Origin of the sequence: Nocardioides aquaticus (assembly GCF_018459925.1) — a bacterium.
Lineage (GTDB): Bacteria > Actinomycetota > Actinomycetes > Propionibacteriales > Nocardioidaceae > Nocardioides > Nocardioides aquaticus.
The window spans coordinates 950,999-965,686 of record NZ_CP075371.1 but is presented as its reverse complement, the minus strand read 5'-3'; the positions used below and the strand labels follow the sequence as shown (position 1 = coordinate 965,686).

Below are 14,688 nucleotides of genomic sequence, written 5' to 3'. Positions count from 1 at the left end.
CGTGGCCCCCGCCTCCCTGCTCGCCCCCGCGCCGGTCGCCGCCCTGCGGCTGGCGGTCGACGCGGGCTGCCGTGACCACGCCGCGGCCGACGCCCTCGTCGACCGGGTGTGCGGGTGGGTGCGGGCGGCCACGCTGGGCCGGGTGCCGGAGCCGGCGGTAGCCAGCACCCACCTGGCCCCCGGCCCCCGGCCCCGGGTGGTGGTGGTGGCGACGTGGCACGCCACGCCCGACCTGGACACCACGCTGGCGGCCGCCCTGCTCACCCGGGCCGGCCGCGAGCTGGCGGCCTCCGCGGTCGTGGTGCAGACGGCCAGCATCCGGCTGACCAGTCCCGGGCGCGACCCCGGCGGCGCGTGGCTGGCGCTGGCCGAGCACGAGCAGCGCCGTTCCGGCAGGCTGGTCCGCTTCGCCGGCCACGACCGCCTCGCCGGATCGCTGACGGTCCGGCAGGTCGAGTCGACCACCGCCGTGGAGCGGGTCGAGGGCCTGGCCGGCTGCGAGGTGTCCCCGGACAGCGTCCTGCACCTCGACGGCTGGGCCCGCCCGACCTGGACCGACCGCGGCTGCGTGCTGCTGGTCCAGCGCGGGGCGCGCGGGCTGGTGCCGTACGAGGCCCGCCACCAGCAGGCCTGCTGCGTCGACCACTGACCGGGAACTCACGCGTCAAGTCGCCCGGCACGTGGCGGCGCGCCGGCCGGGCCGGTACGCCCCCCAGGCCGCCCGGGGCGGGTCAGTCCCGGCGGGTGCCGGCGTCGGCGACCAGCTGGCGCAGCAGCTCGACCACGCCGTCGGGGCCGTGCACCACCACGTCGGCGTGGGGCAGCAGGGCGCTCTCCTCGTCGGAGGCCGAGCAGACCCGCAGCGTGCTCAGCCCACGGTCGTCGAGCCGGCCGAGCGCCTCGAAGGCCTCCAGGTCGCCCAGGTCGTCGCCGGCGAAGGCGAAGCCCTGCGCGTCGAGCTCCTCGACCAGCCGGTCGACGGCCTGGCCCTTGTGGGCGCCCGGGGAGCGGACCTCGATCACGTTGCGTCCGGGTTCGAGGGTCAGGTCGTGGGCCCGGGCCAGCTCGCGCAGCGCCGGCAGCAGCCGCTCGAAGGCCTCCTTGGCGTCCGGCAGCCGCCGGGTGTGCACGGCGACGGCGAGGCCCTTCTCCTCCACCCAGGCCTCGGCGGCGTCGTGGCGGCGCAGCACGGCCGGCAGGTCGCGCTCGAAGGCGGCCAGCCCGTCCGGCGGGCGGGGCGAGACCACGCGGGTCGACGACGAGCTCCAGCGCTCGTGGCCGTACTGGCCGAAGACGAACAGCTCGCAGCCCCGCTCGGCGAAGCCGCGGCCGACCTCCTCGAGACCGCCGAGGTCGAGCACCTGCCGGGCCGGCCGGCCGGTGATCACGGCGACCGCGAGGACCTGGTCGGCCAGCTCGAGGAGCGCCGCCGCGGCGTCGGGGTGGATGTGGGCGGACTCGGGGTCCTCCACGATCGGGGCCAGCGTGCCGTCGAAGTCGAGGCCGACGACGACGTCGGGCAGGGCACGGACCAGGGCGGCGTAGCGCTGCTCCCCGCGCTCGGTGGTGAATTCCACGGGAGGTAGCCAACCACGCACCCGGCCCCGTCCGGGCCGCGGCCCGGTGATCAGCCCAGCGGTGCGGTGAGGATCAGGGTGAGGCGGTCGCCGCCCATGCCGGCGACGGCCGGCTGGACCCGGTCGACACCGACGTCCAGGGCGAGCTGACGCGCGGCCCGCTCGAGCTGCGGCGGGTAGTAGACGGTGGTGGCGGTGACCGAGCCGTACCAGTTGTCGGTGCCGGCGACCTGCCACCCGGCCTCGGAGACGGTGCCGCCGACCTGGCCCGCGAGCCCGGTGATCCCGGAGTTGTTGAAGACGGTCACGAAGATCTGGTCGCGCTTGACCGGCGGCGGGGTCTTCTTCTCGGGCTCGGCCTTCGGCTCCTGGCTGGGCGAGGGGGTCTCGGTCGGCGAGGGCGCGGCGCTGGGGGTCTCGTCACGGCTGACGATGGCGACCTCGCGCTCGGTCTCCGGGGACCCCTGGGTGAACAGGTAGGCCACCGCAGCCATCGCGACGGCCACGATCGAGAGCAGGACGACCGGGGAGGGCAGGGCCACACCGCGCTCGCTGCGCGCACGGCGGGGCGCGGGCCGGGACGGGTGCGTGGACGGGGTACGACGCGGAGTGCTCATGGGCCTCAGACCTCGAAGCCGAGACGGCGGGCCGAGCGCTGGCGCTGGCGCTGCGAGCGCAGGCGACGCAGCCGGCGGACCAGCAGCGGGTCGGACTCGAGCGCGTCGGGACGGTCGATCAGGGCGTTCAGCACCTGGTAGTACCGCGTCGAGCTCATGTCGAACTGCTCGCGGACCGCGGTCTCCTTGGCGCCGGCGTACTTCCACCACTGGCGCTCGAACTCGAGGATCGCCTGGTCGCGTTCGCTGAGCGAGGCTGGTGGCAGGCCGCCGGCCTGCTCGGCCCCGGTGTCGCGCTGAGCGTCCATCGCGGTGTTCTCCCTGATCGTCGAGTGGTGCGACGCTCACTGTAGGCGTCGAACCACAGCGATGTCATTCGCAACGCCGCGACACCCGCCTCCGCCCGCGGTGGACTAGCGTCGCGCCGGTGAGCACACCCTCCCCCGGCACCCCCGGTCCCGTCGGCTGGGGCGTCCTGGCCGCCGGCAAGATCGCCCGCACCTTCGCCGCCGACCTGGCCCACGTGCCCGGCGCCCGGCTCGCGGCGGTCGGGGCACGCTCGGCCGACCGTGCCGCCGCCCTGGTCCACGACGTGCTGGGGCCGGACCCGGTCGACCCGCCCGCGGTGCACGGGTCGTACGCCGCCCTGGTCGCCGACCCGGCCGTCGACGTGGTCTACGTCGCCTCCCCGCACTCGCTGCACCTCGACCACGTGCGCCTGGCGCTCGAGGCCGGCAAGCACGTGCTCTGCGAGAAGCCGGTCGCCCTGCGCGCCGCCGACTGGGAGACGATGGTCGCGCTGGCCGCCGAGCACGACCGCTTCCTGATGGAGGCGATGTGGACCGCCTGCCACCCGGTCGTCCTCGGGCTCGTCGAGGCGCTGGCCACCGGGGCGTACGGCACCCCGCGCCACCTGCGCGCCGAGCTCGGCTTCCGCGTCGACGCCGGGCCCGAGGACCGCCTGGTCGACCCCGCCCTCGGCGCCGGCGCCCTGCTGGACATGGGGATCTACCCGCTGACCCTGGCCCACCTGCTGCTCGGCCCGGCCGAGGAGACCACCGCCCTGGCCGCGCTCTCCGACGACGCCGTCGACCTCGACGTCACCGTGCTCTCCCGCCACCCCGGCGGCGCGCTGGCCACCTCGTCGGCGTCGCTGACCTCGTGGTCGGACCGCACCGCGGCGCTGGCCACCGACCGCGGCCGGATCGACCTGCTCGGCTCCTTCCACCACCCCGACGGCGCGGTGTTCGTCCCGGCCGCCGGCGACGACGAGCAGGGCGAGGCGCACGGCGGCGGCGAGCAGCACCTCGCACCGGTCGGCGAGGTGCTCGGCCGGGGCTACGGCAACGAGGCCGCCGAGGTCGGCCGCTGCCTGCGCGCCGGGCTGCGTGAGAGCCCGATGGTCCCGCACGCGCAGACCACGGCGCTGATGCGACAGCTCGACGCCGTCCGCGCCCAGGTCGGGATCCGCTACCCCGGCGACTGACCCCGGCGACCGACCCCCGGCGTACCCGGCCCGCGCCCCGTTCTCACCCCCAGGAGTGCACCGGGCGGTGCAGGTCCAGGCCCTAGGGTGACGAGGTGACCTCAGACCTGTTGATCGTGGCCAACCGCCTGCCCGTGGACCGGGTCAAGAACGACGACGGGAGCACCACCTGGCGCAAGTCGCCCGGCGGTCTCGTGACGGCCATCGAGCCGGTGATGCGGGCCAACGACGGCACCTGGATCGGGTGGCCCGGCGGCACCGACCAGGACCTCGAGCCGTTCGAGGACGACGGGATGAACCTGGTCCCGCTGAGCATGACCGCCGAGGAGATCGAGGGCTTCTACGAGGGCTTCTCGAACGGCTGCCTGTGGCCGCTGTACCACGACCTCGTGGCCAAGCCGGAGTTCCACCGCGAGTGGTGGGACGTCTACGTCTCGGTCAACCGGCGCTTCGCCGAGAAGGCCGCGTCGCTGGCCGCCGAGGGCGCCACGGTCTGGGTGCACGACTACCAGCTGCAGCTGGTCCCGCAGATGCTCCGCGAGCTGCGTCCCGACCTGCGCATCGGGTTCTACCTGCACATCCCGTTCCCGCCGGCCGAGCTGTTCCAGCAGCTGCCGTGGCGTCGCCAGATCCTCGAGGGCCTGCTCGGCGCCGACCTGCTCGGCTTCCAGCTGCCCGGCGGCGCGCAGAACTTCGTACGCCTGGTGCGCCAGCGGGTCGGGCACAAGACGCACAAGGAGCTCGTCTACCTGCCCGACGGGCGGACCGTGCGCGCCGAGGCGTTCCCGATCTCGATCGACGCCAAGGGCTTCGAGACCCTGGCCCGCTCCGAGCCCGTCGCCGAGCGCGCCGCGGCGATCCGCGAGCAGCTCGGCAACCCGCGCAAGGTGTTCCTCGGCATCGACCGGCTCGACTACACCAAGGGCATCGTGGCCCGGCTGCGCGCCTTCTCCGAGCTGGTGCGCGACGGCCACCTCGACGTCGAGGACGCGGTGTTCGTGCAGGTCGCGGTGCCCTCGCGCGAGCAGGTCGAGGAGTACCGGATCCTGCGCGACGAGATCGACCGCCTCGTCGGCCGGATCAACGGCGACCTGGGCCGGATCGGGCGCCCGGTGATCAGCTACCTGCACTCCTCCTACCCCCGCGAGGAGATGGCGGCGCTCTACCGGATGGCCGACGTCATGGTCGTCACGCCGTACCGCGACGGGATGAACCTGGTCGCCAAGGAGTACGTCGCCTGCCGCCTCGACGACGACGGGGCGCTGGTCCTCTCGGAGTTCGCCGGGGCCGCCGCCGAGCTGCGCCAGGCGTGGCTGGTCAACCCGCACGACATCGACGGCATGAAGACCGCGCTGCTCCAGGCCTTCGAGGCCGGCGACAAGGAGCTGACCAAGCGGATGAAGGCGATGCGCAAGACGATCCTGGCCCACGACGTCGCCGCCTGGGCCGCGGAGTTCATGCGGATGCTCAGCGACGTGGACAACGTCCACGACAAGGAGCTCAACCCGCCGGGGAGCTGACCTCGGTCCGGCCGGGCCCGCCACCGGCCATCAGGCGGCGCAGGTCCTCGGTCAGCGCGTCGCCGAGCCGGCCGCCGCCGGGGCCGTAGCCGTAGAGCTCGCCGAGGCCGGTGCGCCGCCGGTCGCCCTCGAGCACGTCGAGGTCGTCGGTCGTGATCAGCGCCGGGTGCGGCACGCCGACGGCGCTCGCGACCTTCGACAGGTCGCGGCGCAGCGAGCGGACGTAGTTGGCGACCCGCACGCTCTTGTCGGTGGGGTCCAGGCCGCGGGTGTAGCGGACCTTCTGGGTGGCCACGCCGGTCGGGCAGTGGTCGGTGTGGCACTTCTGGGCCTGGATGCAGCCCACGGCCAGCATCGCCTCGCGGCCGACGTTGAGCAGGTCGACCCCGAGCGCCAGCGCGACCAGGGCGTTCTCCGGGATGCCGAGCTTGCCGGAGCCGATGAAGGTCACCCGGTCGGCGATCCCGGCCTCGTCGAAGCGGCGGCGGACCTCGGCGAAGCCCAGCCGGAAGGGGTAGGCCACCGAGTCGGAGAACAGCATCGGCGCGGCGCCCGTGCCGCCCTCGCCGCCGTCGACGGTCACGAAGTCGACGCCGCGGGTCCCGTCGGCCATCGCCGCGACCAGCTCGTCCCAGAAGTGCAGGTCGCCGACCGCCGACTTGATCCCGACCGGCAGGCCCGTGCGGTCCGCGATCCGCTCCACGAGGTCGAGCATCGAGTCGACGTCGTGGAAGGCGGTGTGGCGGGCAGGCGAGGCGCAGTCCTCGCCGACCTCGATCCCGCGCGCCTCGGCGATCTCGTGGTTGACCTTCGCGCCCGGCAGCATCCCGCCCAGGCCCGGCTTGGCGCCCTGCGACAGCTTGATCTCGACCGCCACCACCGGGTTGGCTGCCACCAGGTCGGCCAGCGCGTCGAGGTCGAAGCGGCCCTGGTCGTCGCGGCAGGCGAAGTAGGCCGTGCCGACCTGGAAGACCAGGTCGCCGCCGTGCTGGTGGTGGCGCGACAGGCCGCCCTCGCCGGTGTTGTGCCACGCCCCGACCGCGTGCGCCCCCCGGTTCATCGCCTCCAGGGCCGGTCCCGACAGCGAGCCGAAGCTCATCCCGGAGATGTTGACCAGCGAGGCCGGGCGGAACGCGTGCCGGCGCCCGCGCGGACCCCCGAGCACCTTGGCGCCGGGCAGGTGCACGTCGTCGCCGTCGTGCGGCATCACGCCCACGGGCTGCTCGGGGAAGGTGCGGTGCCGGACGACCGGGTAGCCGACGGTCCGCTCGACGTCGTTGTCGGTGCCGAAGCCGACGTAGGCGTTCTCCATCTTGGCCGAGGCGTAGACGAAGCGGCGCTGGTCGCGGCTGAAGGGACGCTCCTCGTCGTTGGAGGCCACGACGTACTGCCGCAGCTCGGGGCCGAGCCGCTCGACCAGGTAGCGGGCGTGGCCCACCACCGGGAAGTTGCGCAGCACGGCGTGCTTCTTCTGGACCAGGTCGTGGGCAGCCACGGCGCCGAGCGCGGCGAGCGCCCCGAGGGCCGTACGACGGACGGGGGTGCTCATGGGGGCTGTCTACTCCCCCGCCCCGGGCACCGGCACCACCCGGTACCCCTGCGCGCCGGGTGGTGCCGGGCACGGACCCGGACCCGGCCCTGCTCGGCTACCGTCGGGACATGGACCTGGTGCCCAAGCCCCATCAGCTCGTCGCCGCGGCCGGCACCCTGGGGCGGCGGGTGCTGCGCGGCGGGGTCGCCGACCTGCGCCCCCACCCGCGGACCACGGTGCACGAGGACGACCTGGCCACGGTGCACCACTACCGCCCGGGCTCGGCGCACACCGACGGCGACCCGGTGCTGCTGGTGGCGTCCCTGGCCGCACCCGACCTCGCCTACGACCTCCGCCGCGGCTGCTCCCTGGTCGAGCACCTGGTCGGCGGCGGCCGGCCGACCTACCTGGTCGAGTACGGCCGGGTCCCCTTCCGCGACCGCGACCTGGCCCTCGCCCCCTTCGTCACCGAGGCCGTGACCACCGCGGTCCGCGAGACCTCGGCGCACGCCGGCGGCCGGCCGGTGCACCTGGTCGGTTGGAGCCTCGGCGGCACGATGGCGCTGCTGGCCGCCGCGCACGACGCCGACCTGCCGCTCGCGTCCGTGACCGTGCTGGGGTCCCCGGTCGACACCGACCTCGTCCCGATGGTGGCGCCGGCGCGGCCCCTGATCGACCCCACCGAGGGGGGCGGGCTGCTCCGCCAGGGCTACCGCGCCCTCGGCGGCACCCCGCCGCTGGCCTCCTGGGCCGTGCAGCTGCCGCCCGTCCAACGCCTGGTCGCCCGGCCGCTCGCGCTGGCGGTGCACGTCGACGACGGCGAGTACTGGGCGCAGCTGCAGGCCGTCGAGCGGTTCCGTCGCCGGATGGAGGCCTACCCCGGCCGCGCGTACGGGCAGCTCTACCACCGCTTCCTCGGCGGCACCGGGCTCGCGAGCGGCACCTACGCGGCCGACGGGCTGGAGGTGGACCTCGCCGACGTCGCGGTCCCGGTCCTGGTCGTCGCCGGCGCGAACGACCGGATCGCCCCGGTCGCCGCGGTCAAGGCGGTCGAGCCGCTGCTGACCGGGGCGCCGCAGACCCGCTTCGAGATCGTGCCCGGCGGGCACCTCGGGCTGCTCACCGGTCGCGCCGCGGCGACCACGACCTGGCCGGCGCTCGACGAGTGGCTCGACGAGACCTCGGGCGACGTGGCGCCGGGCGACCCCGGCGTGATCGGGACCAGCCCGCGCCGGCGGTACGGCTCCGGCGGCTCGCGCAGCCTCGCCCCCTGACGGGCCGGGGACGGGACAGTCCCTGGCGGCTCAGGGGGCGGGCGGCGCGAACGCGTACCGCTCGACCGGCTCCCACGGCCCGCCGACGTAGCGCCAGACGGCCAGCGCCTCGCCCGTGGCGGTGAACGGGGTGAAGTCGGCCCGCAGCCGGTCGACGGTCGCGCGGGCGACGTCGGCGTCGACCTTGTTCTGCACCGTGACGTGCGGGCGCAGCGGCTGGCGGTCTTGTCTGGTCAGGTCGTCCCACCACGCGCGCTGCAGGTCGGCGTGGAGGGCGACCAGGTCGGGGCTGTCGAGCCGGTACGCCGCCCCCTTGCCGAGCGCCATCACCTCGGTGACGGGCAGCGTGAACGGGGCGCGGCGCGCCTGCTCCGCCACCTGCGCGCGGACGAGGTCGAGGCGCTCGCCGGGCACCGCGTGGAACAGCGTCAGGTGGGCGCCGACCTTCGTGCGCCCGGCCGGGAAGAGCGCGGTGCGCTCGGCCTCGAACCGGGCGGTGGTGTCGTCGTCGAGGACCAGGGTGACCACGAGCGGGTGCGGCTGCGTGCCTCGGGTCATGTGTTGCTCGGGAAGCCGAGGTCGACGCCGCCGTGGCTCGGGTCGGGCCAGCGCTGCGTGACGACCTTGCCGCGGGTGTAGAAGTGCACGCCCTCGGTGCCGTGGGCGTGGGTGTCGCCGAACAGCGAGCTCTTCCAGCCGCCGAAGGAGTAGTAGGCGACGGGGACGGGCACCGGCACGTTGACGCCGACCATCCCGACCTCGACCTCGCGCTGGAAGCGGCGGGCGGCGCCGCCGTCGTGGGTGAAGACCGCGGTGCCGTTGCCGTACGGGTTGGCGTTGATCAGCTCCAGCCCCTCGTCGAACGAGGCGACCCGCAGGACCGCCAGGACCGGGCCGAAGATCTCGTCGGTGTAGACGCTCATGTCGGTGGTGACGTGGTCGACCAGGCTCGGGGCGATGAAGAACCCGTCACCGTCGGCGTCGTACTCCCCCTCGCGACCGTCGACGACCACCGTCGCGCCGTCCTCAGCGCCGGCCGCGACGTAGGAGGCGATCCGGTCGCGGGCCTCGCGGGTGATCACCGGGCCCATGTCGCAGCCACGACGCCCGTCGCCCGTACGCAGCCGCCCCACGCGCTCGGCGATCCGCGCGACCAGGTCGTCAGCCACCGGCTCCACGACGACCAGGGCCGAGACGGCCATGCACCGCTCGCCGGCGGAGCCGAAGCCCGCGTTGACCGCGGCGTCGGCGGCCAGGTCGAGGTCGGCGTCGGGCAGCACCAGCATGTGGTTCTTGGCGCCGCCGAGGGCCTGGACCCGCTTGCCGTGGGCGGTGCCGGTCTCGTAGACGTAGCGGGCGACGGGGGTCGAGCCGACGAAGCTGACGGCCTTGACCTGCGGGTGGGTCAGCAGGGCGTCGACGGCCTCCTTGTCGCCGTTGACGACGTTGAGCACGCCGTCCGGCAGCCCGGCCTCGGTCCAGAGCGCGGCCATCGCCAACGTCGCGGACGGGTCCTTCTCGGACGGCTTCAGGACGACGGCGTTGCCGCAGGCCAGGGCCAGGGGCACGAACCACAGCGGCACCATCGCCGGGAAGTTGAACGGCGAGATCACGGCCACCACGCCGAGGGACTGGCGCAGCGAGAAGACGTCGACGCCGGCGGAGGCGTTGTCGGTGTGACCGCCCTTGAGCAGGTGCGGGATCCCGCAGGCCAGCTCGGCGACCTCGAGGCCGCGGCCGACCTCGGCGAACGCGTCGTCGAGCACCTTGCCGTGCTCGGCAGTGATCAGGGCCGCGATCTTCTCCTGGTCGCGGCGCAGCAGCTCGCGGAAGCGGAACAGCACCGAGGTGCGCCGGGCCAGCGAGACGTCGGCCCACTGCTCGCGCCACGCCGCGTGCGCGCCGGCGACCACCTCGCCCACCAGGTCGGCCGAGGCCAGGTCGAGCTCCCCGGTCTGCTCCCCGGTCGCCGGGTCGTGCACCGCACTGGTCCGCGCCGCGGTCCCCTCCCACGCCCTCCCCGCGACGAGGTGGGTGATCCGGGCGGGTGCGGCGTGACTGGAGGACATGGCCAGAACCTAGGCCCGCCCCCGCGGACCGGTCCATCGCCCCGCCGAGATGACGCTCGCGGACAGCCGAGATGACGCTCGCGGCGCCTCGAGGTGACGCTTGCGGACACCCCGGGGGTGGGCGGGCGCGCCGGTAGCGTCCCGGGCATGAGCGCACTGGCAGGACTCGTCGAGAAGGGCCTCGTCGCCCCCGACTGGGCCGAGGCCCTGGCCCCGGTCGACGAGCAGATCGGCGCGATGGGCCGGTTCCTGCGCGAGGAGCTCGCGGCCGGCCGGCCGTACCTCCCCGCCGGCGAGGCCGTCTTCCGCGCCTTCGAGCGGCCGCTGGCCGACGTACGCGTGCTCGTGGTCGGCCAGGACCCGTACCCGACCCCCGGCCACCCGATCGGCCTCAGCTTCGCCGTCGAGCGGGACGTGCGGCCGGTGCCGCGCAGCCTGGTCAACATCTACCGCGAGCTGCACGACGACCTCGGCATCGAGCCGGCCTCCCACGGCGACCTCACCGCCTGGGCCGACCAGGGCGTGATGCTGCTGAACCGGTCGCTCACCGTGCGGCCCGGCGAGCCGGCCTCGCACCGCGGCAAGGGTTGGGAGGACGTCACCGGCGCCGCCATCCGCGCCCTCGCCGAGCGCGGCGGACCGCTCGCGGCGATCCTGTGGGGCAAGGACGCGCAGGCCCTGCAGCCGTACCTGGGCGACGTGCCGTGCGTGACCTCGGCGCACCCCTCGCCGCTGTCGGCCAGCCGCGGGTTCTTCGGCTCCCGGCCCTTCAGCACGGTCGACGGGCTGCTCGCGGAGCGCGGCGGCACGCCGCTCGACTGGCGCATCCCCGACGCCTGAGCCCGTCCGGACCCGGCTCCCGGAGGGCCGGAATCGTCACCTCGAGGCGCCGCGAGCGTCATCTCGGCTGTCCGCGAGCGTCATCTCGGCGGGTGGGTTTGCCGGGGCGTACGGCGGGGCGGGACGATCCGGGGGTGAAGATCCTCTCGATCCAGTCCTCGGTGGCCTACGGCCACGTCGGCAACTCCGCGGCGACCTTCCCGCTGCAGCGGCTGGGCCACGAGGTCTGGCCGGTGCTCACCGTGCACTTCTCCAACCACACCGGGTACGGCGCCTGGCGCGGGCCGCTGCTCGCGCCCTCCGACGTCGCCGACGTGATCACCGGCATCGAGGAGCGCGGGGTGCTGGGCGAGGCGGACGCGGTGCTGTCGGGCTACCTGGGCGACCCCGCCGTCGGCCAGGTCGTCCTCGACGCGGTCGCGCGGGTCAAGGCGGCCAACCCGGCGGCGGTGTACTGCTGCGACCCCGTGATGGGCGACGTGGGGCGCGGCATGTTCGTGCGCCCGGGGATCCCGGAGTTCATGCGCGACACCGTCGTGCCCGCCGCCGACGTCGTCACGCCGAACCACTTCGAGCTGGACTTCCTGGCCGGCACCACGACCCGCACCCTCGACGAGGTGCTCGCCGCGGTCGACGTGGTCCGGGCGCGCGGCCCCCGCGACGTCCTGGTCACCAGCGTCGTGCACGACGAGACCGCGGAGGGGACGCTCGACGTGGTCGCCGTCTCCGACGCCGGCGCCTGGGCGGTCACCACCCCGCTGCTGCCGATCGCGCCCAACGGCTGCGGCGACGTGACCGCCGCGCTCTACCTCGCCCACCTGCGGACGACCGGCTCGCCCGAGCGCGCGCTGTCGCTGACCACGTCGGCGGTGTTCGCGGTCCTCGAGGCCACGGTGGCGGCGGGCACCCGCGAGATCGCGCTGGTCGCCGCGCAGGACGCGATCGCCGACCCCGGGGACCGGTTCGCCGTACGCCGCCTGCGCTGAGGCCTCAGGTGCGGCGCGAGACCAGCCGGAACGCCGGGCCGACCACCCGGTCCCACGCCCACGGCGCCAGCCCGAAGCCCAGCATCAGCCCGTAGTTGCTCAGCTGGGTCTGGGTCTGCGAGCGCGGCCAGGCCAGCTGCGCCAGCACCGCCCCGGCCACCCGCTCCGGGCTGATCGCGGGCGGCGGGGCCGAGTTCACCCCGCCCGCCGCGTCCAGGGCGCTGTCGTAGATCGGGGTGTCGACGCTGCCCGGCGAGACCAGGCAGACGTGCACGTCGGGCAGGTCCAGGTTCTCGATGTGCAGCTGGCGGGCCAGCGCACGGACCCCCCACTTCGAGACGACGTACGGCGTCATCTCCGGCACCGCGACGTGGCCGAGCAACGACCCCACGAGCACCAGCGTGCCGCGCTCCTGCTCGCGCATCAGCCGCAGCGTGTGCCGCGCGACGTTGGCCGTGCCGGAGATGTTGGTGGCCAGCACCTGGTCGAAGTCGCCGGCCCCGGTCTCCTCGACCCGGCCGTAGGTGACCACCCCGGCGCAGTGCAGCACGGCGTCGACCCGGCCGTGCGCCTCCTGCGTGGCGGCCAGCAGCGCCGCGGCGTCCCCGTCGTCGGCGACGTCGGTGGCCACCGTCGTCGTGGACGCGGCCCCCACCTGGTCGCACTCGGCGGCGACCTCGTCGAGGACCTCCTGGCGGCGTGCGGCGAGGACGACGTGGTGCCCGCGGCGGGCCGCCTCGACCGCGGTGGCGCGCCCGATCCCGCTCGACGCGCCGGTCACCACGACCACCTGCCCGGCCGGGACGGAGCGCGGCAGCACCGGCAGCGGGACCAGGGAGCGGAGGGCGAGCCCGGCGATCTTCGGGGGAGTCATCCCCCCAGCCTGACCGCTCCGGCCTCCGCAGGAGGGTGAGCGGACCCTCCCCCGGTCCCGGCCTAGCCTCGACGCATGCCTTCCACCCCGTCCGGTCCCCGCGTCGTCCTGGTCGTCGGCGGCACCTCCGGCATCGGCCTGGCCACCGCCCGCCAGCTGGTCGAGCGCGGCGACACGGTGGTCGTCGGCGCCCGCGACGCCGGCCGCGTGGCCTCGGTGGCCGCCGAGCTCGGCGGGGGGACGACCGGGGTCGCCCTCGAGGTGACCGACGCCGCCTCCGTGGACGCCGCCGTCGAGCGCTGCGTGGCCGACCACGGCCGCCTCGACGGTGTCGTCACCTCCGCCCAGACCATGGCCTACGGCACCGTCGAGCAGGTGCCGGCCGACGTCTTCGCCGCCGTCGTCGACACCGCCGTGATCGGCACCGTCCACCTCGCGCAGGCCGTGCTGCCGGTCTTCCGGCGCCAGGGCGGCGGCCAGCTGGTCGTCGTCAGCTCGCTGCTCGCGGAGATGTCGGTGCCGTCGATGACGGCCTACTGCACCGCCAAGTGGGGCCAGCTCGGCCTGGTCCGGGGCCTCCAGCTCGAGGTGCGCCGCGAGCGCGGGATCGGCGTCAGCATCGTCCTCCCCGGCGCTGTCGACACCCCGATCTACCACCAGGCCGCGACCTACGGCGGCAGCGCCGGGTCCGCCCCGCCGCCGGTCGTCTCCCCGAGCGGGTCGCCGCGGCCTGCGTCCGCGCGCTGGACCACCCGCGCCGGATGACCCACGTCGGCCCGGTCAACCTGCTCGCCGTCACCGGCTTCCGGTTCATGCCGGTCGTCTACGACCGCCTGGTCAACCCGCTGGTCGACCGGGTCGCGGTCCGCGGCCCGCGGGTCGCCGACCACGACGGCAACGTGCGCGCCCCGCAGCCCGACGCCGAGGGCCTGCGCGGCGGATGGACCCCCGTCGGGCGGTTGCGCGACCGCGCGGGTCGCGCGCGCTGGCGCCGCCGGGCCTGACCTCGCCCGCCGCGACGTAGCCGGAAGGAACGAGCTCGGTCGAGCCTGACCGGGCAGCCCGCTGACCTGCAAGGACGCGGCACGGCAGGGAGGAGCGCTGGACTTCGTTCCTTCCGGCTCCGGGCAGCACTACGGCAGGCTGTCCCCATGCCCCCGCCCGCCGACCCCGCGCCCGCGCCACCCGCCCCACCGGCCGGGCACACGGCCCCGGGGCCGTACCTGCAGTTCTTCCGTGCCCTGGTCGGCGAGCCGGAGCCCGGCACGAGTCCCGACGACGTGGTGCGCGGCGTGCAGCGGCGCCTCGACGCGTTCCTGCTGCAGTACAAGTTCGGCATCGACGAGGTGCTCACCAAGATCACCATCCTGCGCGAGGAGTTCGAGGCCACCCACGGCTACGGGCCGGTCGAGCACGTCAAGACCCGGCTGAAGTCGCTGGACAGCCTGGTCGAGAAGACCACCCGCACCGGCTGCCCGCCGGACCTCGCGGCGATCCGCGAGCGGGTGCTCGACGTCGCCGGCATCCGGGTGACCTGCGCGTTCGTGGAGGACACCTACCGCTACGCCGACATGCTGACCCGCCAGCCGGACCTCACGCTGGTGCGCACCAAGGACTACATCGCCACCCCGAAGCCGAACGGCTACCAGAGCCTGCACCTCGTGGTCGAGGTCCCGGTGTTCCTGTCCGACCGCACCGTGCAGGTGCCCGTCGAGCTCCAGGTCCGCACGATCGCGATGGACTTCTGGGCCAGCGTGGAGCACCAGATCTACTACAAGTACGACGGCGCGGTGCCCGACGACCTGCGCGAGACCCTGCGGTCGGTGGCCGGGACGGCCGCCTCGCTCGACGGCGAGATGGGGCGGTTGCGGGCCGAGGTGCAGTCGCTGGCCCGGCCGACCCCGTGAGCGCCGA

At 74.9% G+C, this 14,688-nt stretch carries 16 protein-coding genes; 9 read left to right on the top strand and 7 right to left on the bottom strand.

Annotated elements, in window-relative coordinates; translation table 11 throughout:
• Position 1 precedes the first annotated feature (1 nt).
• A complete protein-coding gene (locus tag ENKNEFLB_RS04700; protein ID WP_214058136.1) occupies positions 2–649 on the top strand; it encodes a hypothetical protein in 648 nt (215 codons plus the stop codon).
• A gap of 82 nt (positions 650–731) precedes the next feature.
• Here the strand turns inward: ENKNEFLB_RS04700 and otsB are convergent, their stop codons facing one another.
• From otsB to ENKNEFLB_RS04685, 3 genes are read right to left on the bottom strand one after another with little or no spacing between them, the layout of a single operon-like run.
• Positions 732–1,577, bottom strand: coding sequence for a trehalose-phosphatase (gene otsB / locus ENKNEFLB_RS04695; protein ID WP_214058135.1), 846 nt, complete (start codon positions 1,575–1,577; stop codon positions 732–734).
• A gap of 50 nt (positions 1,578–1,627) precedes the next feature.
• A complete protein-coding gene (locus ENKNEFLB_RS04690; protein WP_214058134.1) occupies positions 1,628–2,194 on the bottom strand; it encodes a LytR C-terminal domain-containing protein in 567 nt (188 codons plus the stop codon).
• Positions 2,195–2,199: 5 nt separating this feature from the next.
• On the bottom strand, positions 2,200–2,502 hold the full coding sequence (locus tag ENKNEFLB_RS04685; protein WP_214058133.1) for a DUF3263 domain-containing protein: 303 nt from the start codon (positions 2,500–2,502) through the stop codon (positions 2,200–2,202).
• A 119-nt stretch (positions 2,503–2,621) separates the two neighbouring features.
• Between ENKNEFLB_RS04685 and ENKNEFLB_RS04680 the strand changes: the two genes are divergently transcribed.
• Both ENKNEFLB_RS04680 and ENKNEFLB_RS04675 read left to right on the top strand, forming a co-directional pair.
• On the top strand, positions 2,622–3,680 hold the full coding sequence (locus ENKNEFLB_RS04680) for a Gfo/Idh/MocA family protein (RefSeq protein ID WP_214058132.1): 1,059 nt from the start codon (positions 2,622–2,624) through the stop codon (positions 3,678–3,680).
• 95 nt (positions 3,681–3,775) lie between these two features.
• Positions 3,776–5,200 (top strand): alpha,alpha-trehalose-phosphate synthase (UDP-forming), encoded by a 1,425-nt coding sequence (locus tag ENKNEFLB_RS04675; protein ID WP_214058131.1) that lies wholly within the window; start codon positions 3,776–3,778, stop codon positions 5,198–5,200.
• Here ENKNEFLB_RS04675 and ENKNEFLB_RS04670 read toward each other — a convergent pair.
• Positions 5,181–6,749 (bottom strand): FMN-binding glutamate synthase family protein, encoded by a 1,569-nt coding sequence (locus tag ENKNEFLB_RS04670; protein ID WP_214058130.1) that lies wholly within the window; start codon positions 6,747–6,749, stop codon positions 5,181–5,183. The two genes, ENKNEFLB_RS04675 and ENKNEFLB_RS04670, sit on opposite strands and share 20 nt — an antisense overlap.
• Before the next feature lie 110 nt (positions 6,750–6,859).
• Here ENKNEFLB_RS04670 and ENKNEFLB_RS04665 point away from each other — a divergent pair, with 110 nt between their 5' ends.
• A complete protein-coding gene (locus ENKNEFLB_RS04665; protein ID WP_214058129.1) occupies positions 6,860–8,005 on the top strand; it encodes an alpha/beta fold hydrolase in 1,146 nt (381 codons plus the stop codon).
• 30 nt (positions 8,006–8,035) lie between these two features.
• Here ENKNEFLB_RS04665 and ENKNEFLB_RS04660 read toward each other — a convergent pair whose 3' ends face one another.
• Positions 8,036–8,563 carry a 2'-5' RNA ligase family protein gene (locus tag ENKNEFLB_RS04660; RefSeq protein WP_214058128.1) on the bottom strand — a complete coding sequence of 176 codons (528 nt, stop codon included), beginning with the start codon at positions 8,561–8,563 and terminating at the stop codon, positions 8,036–8,038.
• The gene (locus ENKNEFLB_RS04655; RefSeq protein WP_214058127.1) at positions 8,560–10,074 is read right to left on the bottom strand and encodes a CoA-acylating methylmalonate-semialdehyde dehydrogenase; all 1,515 of its coding nucleotides are present in this window, start codon (positions 10,072–10,074) and stop codon (positions 8,560–8,562) included. Before ENKNEFLB_RS04655 ends, ENKNEFLB_RS04660 begins: the two co-directional genes overlap by 4 nt.
• A gap of 147 nt (positions 10,075–10,221) precedes the next feature.
• Here ENKNEFLB_RS04655 and ENKNEFLB_RS04650 point away from each other — a divergent pair, with 147 nt between their 5' ends.
• On the top strand, positions 10,222–10,914 hold the full coding sequence (locus ENKNEFLB_RS04650; protein WP_214058126.1) for a uracil-DNA glycosylase: 693 nt from the start codon (positions 10,222–10,224) through the stop codon (positions 10,912–10,914).
• A gap of 134 nt (positions 10,915–11,048) precedes the next feature.
• Positions 11,049–11,900, top strand: coding sequence for a pyridoxal kinase PdxY (pdxY, locus tag ENKNEFLB_RS04645; protein WP_214058125.1), 852 nt, complete (start codon positions 11,049–11,051; stop codon positions 11,898–11,900).
• 4 nt (positions 11,901–11,904) lie between these two features.
• Here pdxY and ENKNEFLB_RS04640 read toward each other — a convergent pair whose 3' ends face one another.
• On the bottom strand, positions 11,905–12,774 hold the full coding sequence (locus tag ENKNEFLB_RS04640; RefSeq protein ID WP_214058124.1) for an SDR family NAD(P)-dependent oxidoreductase: 870 nt from the start codon (positions 12,772–12,774) through the stop codon (positions 11,905–11,907).
• Between the two features lie 75 nt (positions 12,775–12,849).
• Here ENKNEFLB_RS04640 and ENKNEFLB_RS04635 point away from each other — a divergent pair, with 75 nt between their 5' ends.
• The 3 genes from ENKNEFLB_RS04635 to ENKNEFLB_RS04625 all read left to right on the top strand — a co-directional run bounded on the left by ENKNEFLB_RS04635 (position 12,850) and on the right by ENKNEFLB_RS04625 (position 14,681).
• Entirely contained in the window at positions 12,850–13,539 is a 690-nt protein-coding gene (locus ENKNEFLB_RS04635; RefSeq protein ID WP_214058123.1) for an SDR family oxidoreductase, read from the top strand.
• On the top strand, positions 13,536–13,778 hold the full coding sequence (locus tag ENKNEFLB_RS04630; RefSeq protein ID WP_214058122.1) for a hypothetical protein: 243 nt from the start codon (positions 13,536–13,538) through the stop codon (positions 13,776–13,778). Before ENKNEFLB_RS04635 ends, ENKNEFLB_RS04630 begins: the two co-directional genes overlap by 4 nt.
• Positions 13,779–13,925: 147 nt before the next feature.
• The gene (locus tag ENKNEFLB_RS04625; protein WP_214058121.1) at positions 13,926–14,681 is read left to right on the top strand and encodes a GTP pyrophosphokinase; all 756 of its coding nucleotides are present in this window, start codon (positions 13,926–13,928) and stop codon (positions 14,679–14,681) included.
• Positions 14,682–14,688 lie beyond the last annotated feature (7 nt).